This window comes from Rhizobium leguminosarum bv. viciae (assembly GCF_012276115.1).
Classification (GTDB): Bacteria; Pseudomonadota; Alphaproteobacteria; order Rhizobiales; family Rhizobiaceae; genus Rhizobium; species Rhizobium leguminosarum_T.
The window spans coordinates 1-6,853 of the sequence record NZ_WIEU01000045.1 but is presented as its reverse complement, the minus strand read 5'-3'; the positions used below and the strand labels follow the sequence as shown (position 1 = coordinate 6,853).

The following is a 6,853-nucleotide window of genomic DNA, read 5'->3' as shown; positions in this document are numbered from 1 at the left end:
TTGCTGTTCGGCTAGCGGTTCCCATCACCAGGGCCCGCAGAGGACTCTCACCTCCAAGTCATCGGCCGGATACCACCCCGGCCAAACGGTGTTCTCACACCACGCGCCATGCCTGGCGCACAAACAAAAACCGCGGTTGCTGGGGGCAACCGCGGTTCAGAAGTTCATCCCGGTCTTTTGATCAGGCGGCGGGGGCAACGATCGCGGGTTTGCGATAGGCCGGCTCGCCGGTAATTCCGAGAAGGAAGTTGATCTGCGGACGCGCCTTGACGAGGTCGTCAATGGAGTATTCCGAAAGCACGGCGAAGAAGGCGTTGAGCGCCTTGCGCAGCGCCGAATTCAAACCGCAGCTGTCGACCAGCGGGCATTCGACCTCACCGTCATCCTCGAAGCATTCGGCCATGGCGAAGTTGTCTTCCGTCACCCGAACGACGTCGAAAAGACTAATGTCGGCGGCCGGTTTGCCCAAGCGCACGCCGCCATTGCGACCTCGCACCGTTTCGACCAGGCCCGCCTTGTTGAGCGGCTGGAGGATCTTGAAAAGAAAGAGCTCGGAAACGCCATAGGCCTTGGCGATTTCCGGAATCCGGCTCAAGTGCCCGTCGTTGGCAGCACAATACATCAACATGCGAACCGCATAGTTGGTCTGCTTCGTCAACCGCATGCCATTCTCCTGACTCGTCTGTTCAGACCTATATAGGCGGTTTGCTAGTTTTGAACAATTCCAAAATATGAAATTCGCATTCAGCTTATGAGGCCATTTGCCGCGACGTCAATCCCGCCTCGGGATGTCGACGTAATCGAGGATCGCCTGCTTGCACTCGGGCGTGCCTTTGCGCACCAGTTTGACCTCGGCACTGGGGAAAAGCAGATGGTGAGCAGACCTTGTCTCCGGACATCCTCGACGCCGGGCCGATATCGCCGGCAATCACCATCACGAGGAAAAATTCGGGAGCCAAAAGGCCCCCGAATTACAGATAGCAGATTGGACTGTCGTGAAGATTACTTCATCGTCGGCATGACGAATTCGGCGCCGCTCTTGATGCCGGAGGGCCAGCGGGCGGTGACGGTCTTGGTCTTCGTCCAGAACTTGATCGAATCCGTGCCGTGCTGATTGAGGTCACCGAAGCTCGATGCCTTCCAGCCGCCGAAGGAGTGGTAGGCGAGTGGAACCGGGATCGGAACGTTGATGCCGATCATGCCGATATTGATGCGCGAGGCGAAATCGCGGGCGGCATCGCCGTCGCGGGTGTAGATCGCAACGCCGTTGCCATATTCGTGCTTCATCGGCAGAGACAGCGCCTCCTCATAGTTCTGGGCACGAACGACGGAGAGAACAGGCCCGAAGATCTCGGTCTTGTAGATATCCATCTCCGGCGTGACGTGATCGAACAGGCAGCCGCCGACGAAATAGCCGTCCTCATAGCCCTGGAGTTTGAAATCGCGGCCGTCGACGACGAGCTTGGCGCCTTCCTCGATGCCGCGGTCGATCAAGCCGCGAACACGGGTATAGGCTTCCTTGGTGACGAGCGGGCCCATGTCGGCCTTGTCGTCGGTATAGGGGCCGATGCGCAGGGATTCGATCTTCGGCGTCAGCTTCTCGACGAGGCGGTTGGCGGTCTCCTCGCCGACCGGAACGGCAACAGAGATCGCCATGCAGCGCTCGCCGGCCGAACCGTAGCCTGCGCCCATCAGCGCGTTGACGGCCTGATCCAGGTCCGCATCGGGCATGATGATCATGTGGTTCTTGGCGCCGCCGAAGCACTGGGCGCGTTTGCCGTTCATCGCCGCCGTGCCATAGACGTAGCGGGCAATCGGCGTCGAGCCGACGAAGGAGACGGCGCCGATATCGGGATCGGTAAGGATCGCGTCGACCGCACCCTTGTCACCATTGACGACGTTGAGGATGCCGGCAGGCAGACCGGCCTCGATCATCAGTTCGGCGAGGCGGATCGGCAGGGAAGGATCGCGCTCGGAGGGCTTCAGGATAAAGGCGTTGCCGCAGGCGATCGCCGGCGCAAACATCCACATCGGGATCATGCCCGGGAAATTGAAGGGGGTGATGCCGGCGCCGATGCCGACCGGCTGGCGGATCGAATACATGTCGATCGCCGGCCCGGCGCCTTCGGTGAACTCGCCCTTGGCGAGATGGGGAATGCCGCAGACGAATTCGCAGACTTCGAGGCCGCGGATAACGTCGCCCTTGGCATCCTCGATCGTCTTGCCGTGCTCCTTGGAGAGGATTTCGGCAAGCTCGTCCATGTGCTTGTTCAGGAGTTCGACGAATTTGAAGAAGACCCGGGCGCGGCGCTGCGGATTGGTGGCGGCCCACTTCGGCTGCGCAGCCTTGGCGTTTTCGACAGCGGCGCGCAGTTCCTCGACGCTTGCGAGCGCGACCGTCGCCTGAACTTCGCCGGTTGCCGGATTGTAGACGTTGCTTACGCGGCCGCTGGTGCCGGCAACCTGTTTGCCGCCGATGAAATGACCGATCTCACGCATGGGTGTTCCTCCTGTTTTTGGATGGCCGACAATCGCACTTCAATTTGCACAAATCAATGCGCTGATATAAGCAACCGTTGTGCGTAAATTATAGCTCTATCGTTGCATCAGGCGCTGCGGCTGCTTTCAAACTTGGTACGGCACGCCAACAAGTCAAACGCCGACAAGTCAAACCCTGGGGGAGGTCAAACCGATGAGCCGGAAACCCGTCGTCAGAATGGCGGAGCTGGAGATCGATCCGGACACGCTTGAAACCTATCGCGCATTGCTCACGGAAGAAATCGAAGCATCCGTCGCGCTGGAAGACGGCGTGCTTTCCCTGAGCGCTGTTTCCATTAGGGACAACCCAAATCGGATCCGTATCCTTGAAGTCTACGCCGACCAGGAAGCATACGAGGCCCATCTGCGGACACCGCATTTCCTTAAGTACAAGAACCAGACGGCGCACATGGTGACATCGCTGGCGCTTATCGAGGTCGATCCGATCGCAATGCGTGCCAAGCCATGAACTGGGACGATGTTCGTATTTTCCTCGCCGTCGCCCGCACCGGGCAGATCCTTGCCGCCTCGAAGCGGCTGGGGCTCAATCACGCCACGCTCTCACGTCGACTGACTTCGCTCGAAGAGGCGCTGAAGACGCGGCTTTTCATCCGTCGGACGAATGGTTGCGAGCTGACGGCCGAAGGCGAAGTGTTCCTGGCATCCGCAGAGCGGATGGAAACGGAAATGCTCGCAGCACAGGCCAGCCTCGGTCACACAGATACGGCAATTGCCGGGACTGTGCGCGTCGGCGCGCCCGACGGCTTCGGTGTTTCTTTCCTTGCGCCGCGCATGGGCAGGTTGATCGAGCGCCATCCGGAACTGAAGATCCAGCTCGTACCGGTTCCGCGCTCTTTCTCGCTCTCGCAACGCGAGGCCGATATCGCCATCACGCTCGAGCGACCGGACCAAGGGCGGCTCGTTTCCTCGAAGCTGACGGATTACACGCTCGGCCTTTATGCCTCGCGAAATTATCTGGCGTCACAGGGAGCACCTGCCGATATCGACGCGCTCAAGGCGCATCGCCGCATCGGCTATGTCGAAGACCTGATCTTCACCGCGTCCCTGAATTTTTCCGGCGCAGTCATGCGGAGTTGGGATGCAGGCTTCGAGATTTCGACGGCGATCGGACAGACGGAGGCGGTGCGAACAGGCGCCGGCATCGGCATCCTGCATGACTATATCGCCCGGCAATATCCGGAACTCCAGCGCATTCTGCCGGAGGTTTCGATCCGGCGCGCCTACTGGACGACCTATCACGAAACCGCGCGCGACCTGCTACGCGTCAGGAGCGTCGCCGATTTTCTTCAGGAACTCGTCAGCGCCGAACGGCACATCTTTCTCTAAGGCTCGAAAGTGTGTTTTGCCGGTTCGTCGTTCTCGTCGGGATTGGGAACCGGCGCTTCGTCGGGCAGCCGGTCAGGCTCCGGTTCCTTGATCGGAGGCTCTGGCTTCCAGCCAGGCCCGGGCATCGGCGGCTGGTCTGGAATGGGTTCGTTGGGCACGGACATGACCGCCTCCCTTTCATGATCTTGGTCTGCTTCGTGATCTTGATTCTCAGCGATATCAGGACAACTTGTCCGGCTTCAGCGATTCGGCAGCGCGCATCGGCATGCTGTCGATGATGGCGAAGAGCTCGCCATCGGTAATCGGCTCGCTGGCCTTGAGCTTCACGGTGCCGTCCTTGCCGAGAAGGAAAGCGGCGAATTCGCCGACCTCCGGCGCCTCGAGATCGCGGCGGATCGCTTCGCCGTCGAGGCCGTCGGCCGCACCGAAGAGCGGACGGACGCCGGCGCCAGAAATCTTCAGCACCACCAGGTCGCGCTCATCGAGGGCCGAGCGATTGGCCAGCAGCTGATTTTCCTGCCGGGCGGCGCGGGAATTATCCCTGTCGGCGAATAGGATAAAGACGCGGTTCTTCCACTGAAACCGGGCGAGGCTTTCGACCGGCGCATAAGCGCTGTTGGTCTCGTCGATTTTGGTCGCACCGTAGAGCAGGGTTTTCGACATGCATATTCTCCCGTTAACATGGAGAACGGTCCGAGATGGCACGGGTTCCATCTAATCGACAGGAACCGTATTTTTGTCCGCGACGATCTTCTTCGTTTCCAGCAGCGGCATCCGGCTCTAATCGGAATTAGTCGTTTGGCATTTTCGCCGGCACGCCCCTTATCGCCCACGCGTCGGGAAAAACGCATTCCGCTCGTCTCAGCTGCGATACCTTCTTTGCCTTCCGTTCGTTTCCCAGCCAGGATGTTGCAACCGGAACACTCCAGCCAGAACTGATCCATTTTGTGGATTCAGATCAACAGAAATGGCCTCTCTCGTTTTGTTTAAAGGCCATTCATATCGATGCCGCGCCCACGGCCGACAGCCCGCTGGCGCCGTTCCGAGACGATCTTGTCGCTGCTCTCCATGCGGACGGTCGTCTGCAGGACCTTCAACCTTTCCTGCATCGCCTCGAAGGCGCGGCGCTGCACCGGTGGGACGCGGTTGATGAGATCCTTCTCATCTCGGAGGATGGCACTACGACCGAAGCGCTCGTCGAGCGCCCTGCTGACTGCGACAAACTCCCGGCGAATGCTGGGATCAAGAGAAGCGGCCGATGCATTCAGCTTGCGACCGTTGTTCTTCGCCCCGGCGGTCAGGCGCAGGAGCGCCCCTTCCGCCGCCTTCGACAGGCCGGGAATGGCGACTGCCATGCGCCGTCGTTCCTCGGCAATTGCCCGGCGTTCGCCATCGAGCACATTGACGTAGGCCGAACCGAGCGCGCGCAAGCGGGCGGCTGCTTCCGATATGGCCTGCACCGCCTCTTTCCGCTCCCGGCCGGAAGCCAGCATCCGGTCCATCAGGCGATCGGAGCCGCGTAGCGCACCATAGGCGGCCGGATCGTTGGTCACGGCAGCCGCGATGCGATCAGCAGCAAAACCTTTGGCAAGCAGCTCCTCGATCTTGTCGACAGCGCCGGCCGGATCGCGCCAGATCATGCTTGCCACGGTCGCCAGCGCGGCGCGCTGCTGGCGATAAAGGGGCGCGGAAAGAACTCGGGATCGCGCCTCCTCGTCGACCGGCGTCTTGAAGTCGGTGACGGCGGCGAGCATTGGGACATTCTCCTTCTCGGGATCGGCACTGGCGCCAGCAATGATCTTCGAATGATCCCGCCGCTCGACGAGATGCTGCTCGTCGGCAAAACGCTTCACGGCTTCAAACAGCCGGGTCAACTTCTCGCGTCTGGTGCTCGCGAGGTCCTCCGGCATACGCTCGACCATGTTGCGTTCGGCAACCGCATCGGCCTTTACTGTGAAGGCGCTCCAACCGAAGCGGGCCGTGAGCGCCTCGCTGACGGCCTTGACTTCCTGGACGAGCGAGCGGTCTTCTGTGGCGAGCGCAAAGGCGGTCTTGTAGGCGTCGTCACCACCCTGCCTGCGCACCGCCTCGATCTCGACGAGACGTGCCATCGCCGCCTTCGAGAGCGCCGGGATCGGCAATGACATGTGCGCGCGGCGCTGTTGCTCACGGAAACCAAACCGCTCAGCATTCCGGCGGAACTCGGTGGCATGGGCGCGGGCCAACGGTATCAGTTCCAGCAATGCCGCGGTCGCGTTGCTGCGCTCGTAGCGTGCCGCACGACCATCGACGATCAGATCGGAACCACGCAGGCTGCCGAACCGATCGGGTGCTGCGGCAAGATCCTCGGCAAGCTTGCGCGGTTCAATCTTCAAATCCGACGCCAGGGCGTTCAGGCCGACAATCGCCGCATCCGGGTCACGATAGATCTTCTCCAATAGCGACCGCAGGATGACCTCCCGCTCCTTCCAGGCCGGCGACGAAAGCTGTGCCAGGCGCGCATCTTCCTCCGCGCTTCTGGCGAATTCCGTGGTGGGTGCGATCAGATACCGCGCACGGCCAGTGTCGGCATCCGAGACAGTTTGCGTTTCAATTCGCGCCTCATTGTAGGAAACACGCCGTTCCCGCTCGATTGCGAAACCGAGCGCCATGCTGGCCCGCTCCCAGAGCTCAGCCACCTGCTCCCTCTTTTCCGCAATCCACGCCCACCGCCGCGAAACCTCCTCCTCCATGCCGGCGGCAGCTTGAGAAAGAGTGTCGAGCCCGCGACGCCGGGCGAAATCGTCGGCATGGGCCTGGTAGCCGGCCTCGCTCTCGAAATCGAGCGTCGACGTCTTGGCGCCGGAGCGCGACAGACGTTCGACGAGCTGCTTGAACAATTCCGGCCGATGGCTTTCCCGCTCGATGCGCTCCAGGCGGGCTTCGGCGGTTTCGATCTGCTTGGCAGTCCAGACATTGCGATCGACTT

Annotated in this window: 7 protein-coding genes; 2 read left to right on the top strand and 5 right to left on the bottom strand. The window is 61.1% G+C overall.

Annotation, left to right across the window (positions count from 1 at the left end):
* Window positions 1-181: 181 nt before the first annotated feature.
* Both rirA and GFM02_RS34590 read right to left on the bottom strand, forming a co-directional pair.
* The gene (gene rirA, locus GFM02_RS34595) at window positions 182-664 is read right to left on the bottom strand and encodes an iron-responsive transcriptional regulator RirA (protein WP_168324214.1); all 483 of its coding nucleotides are present in this window, start codon (window positions 662-664) and stop codon (window positions 182-184) included.
* 338 nt (window positions 665-1,002) lie between these two features.
* Window positions 1,003-2,499, bottom strand: coding sequence for a CoA-acylating methylmalonate-semialdehyde dehydrogenase (locus GFM02_RS34590; protein WP_020048532.1), 1,497 nt, complete (start codon window positions 2,497-2,499; stop codon window positions 1,003-1,005).
* A 193-nt stretch (window positions 2,500-2,692) separates the two neighbouring features.
* Between GFM02_RS34590 and GFM02_RS34585 the strand changes: the two genes are divergently transcribed.
* Window positions 2,693-3,007 carry a putative quinol monooxygenase gene (locus tag GFM02_RS34585; RefSeq protein ID WP_168324213.1) on the top strand — a complete coding sequence of 105 codons (315 nt, stop codon included), beginning with the start codon at window positions 2,693-2,695 and terminating at the stop codon, window positions 3,005-3,007.
* A complete protein-coding gene (locus GFM02_RS34580; RefSeq protein ID WP_020048530.1) occupies window positions 3,004-3,885 on the top strand; it encodes a LysR family transcriptional regulator in 882 nt (293 codons plus the stop codon). Before GFM02_RS34585 ends, GFM02_RS34580 begins: the two co-directional genes overlap by 4 nt.
* Here the strand turns inward: GFM02_RS34580 and GFM02_RS34575 are convergent.
* The 3 genes from GFM02_RS34575 to GFM02_RS34565 form a co-directional block, all read right to left on the bottom strand.
* Window positions 3,882-4,049: a hypothetical protein gene (locus GFM02_RS34575; RefSeq protein WP_168324212.1), complete on the bottom strand. Its 168-nt coding sequence runs from the start codon at window positions 4,047-4,049 to the stop codon at window positions 3,882-3,884. The two genes, GFM02_RS34580 and GFM02_RS34575, sit on opposite strands and share 4 nt — an antisense overlap.
* A 55-nt stretch (window positions 4,050-4,104) precedes the next feature.
* A complete protein-coding gene (locus tag GFM02_RS34570; RefSeq protein ID WP_168324211.1) occupies window positions 4,105-4,548 on the bottom strand; it encodes a DUF4174 domain-containing protein in 444 nt (147 codons plus the stop codon).
* A 323-nt stretch (window positions 4,549-4,871) separates the two neighbouring features.
* Window positions 4,872-6,853, bottom strand: a 1,982-nt coding sequence (locus tag GFM02_RS34565) for a BID domain-containing protein (RefSeq protein ID WP_168324210.1), incomplete at its 5' end; no start/stop codon positions are given.

Bases quoted from the DNA above. Each gene is read 5' to 3' on its own strand.
- GFM02_RS34585 (WP_168324213.1), top strand. From the start codon at position 2,693: ATGAGCCGGAAACCCGTCGTCAGAATGGCGGAGCTGGAGATCGATCCG.
- GFM02_RS34570 (WP_168324211.1), bottom strand. From the start codon at position 4,548: ATGTCGAAAACCCTGCTCTACGGTGCGACCAAAATCGACGAGACCAAC.
- GFM02_RS34575 (WP_168324212.1), bottom strand. From the start codon at position 4,049: ATGTCCGTGCCCAACGAACCCATTCCAGACCAGCCGCCGATGCCCGGG.
- rirA (WP_168324214.1), bottom strand. From the start codon at position 664: ATGCGGTTGACGAAGCAGACCAACTATGCGGTTCGCATGTTGATGTAT.
- GFM02_RS34590 (WP_020048532.1), bottom strand. From the start codon at position 2,499: ATGCGTGAGATCGGTCATTTCATCGGCGGCAAACAGGTTGCCGGCACC.
- GFM02_RS34580 (WP_020048530.1), top strand. From the start codon at position 3,004: ATGAACTGGGACGATGTTCGTATTTTCCTCGCCGTCGCCCGCACCGGG.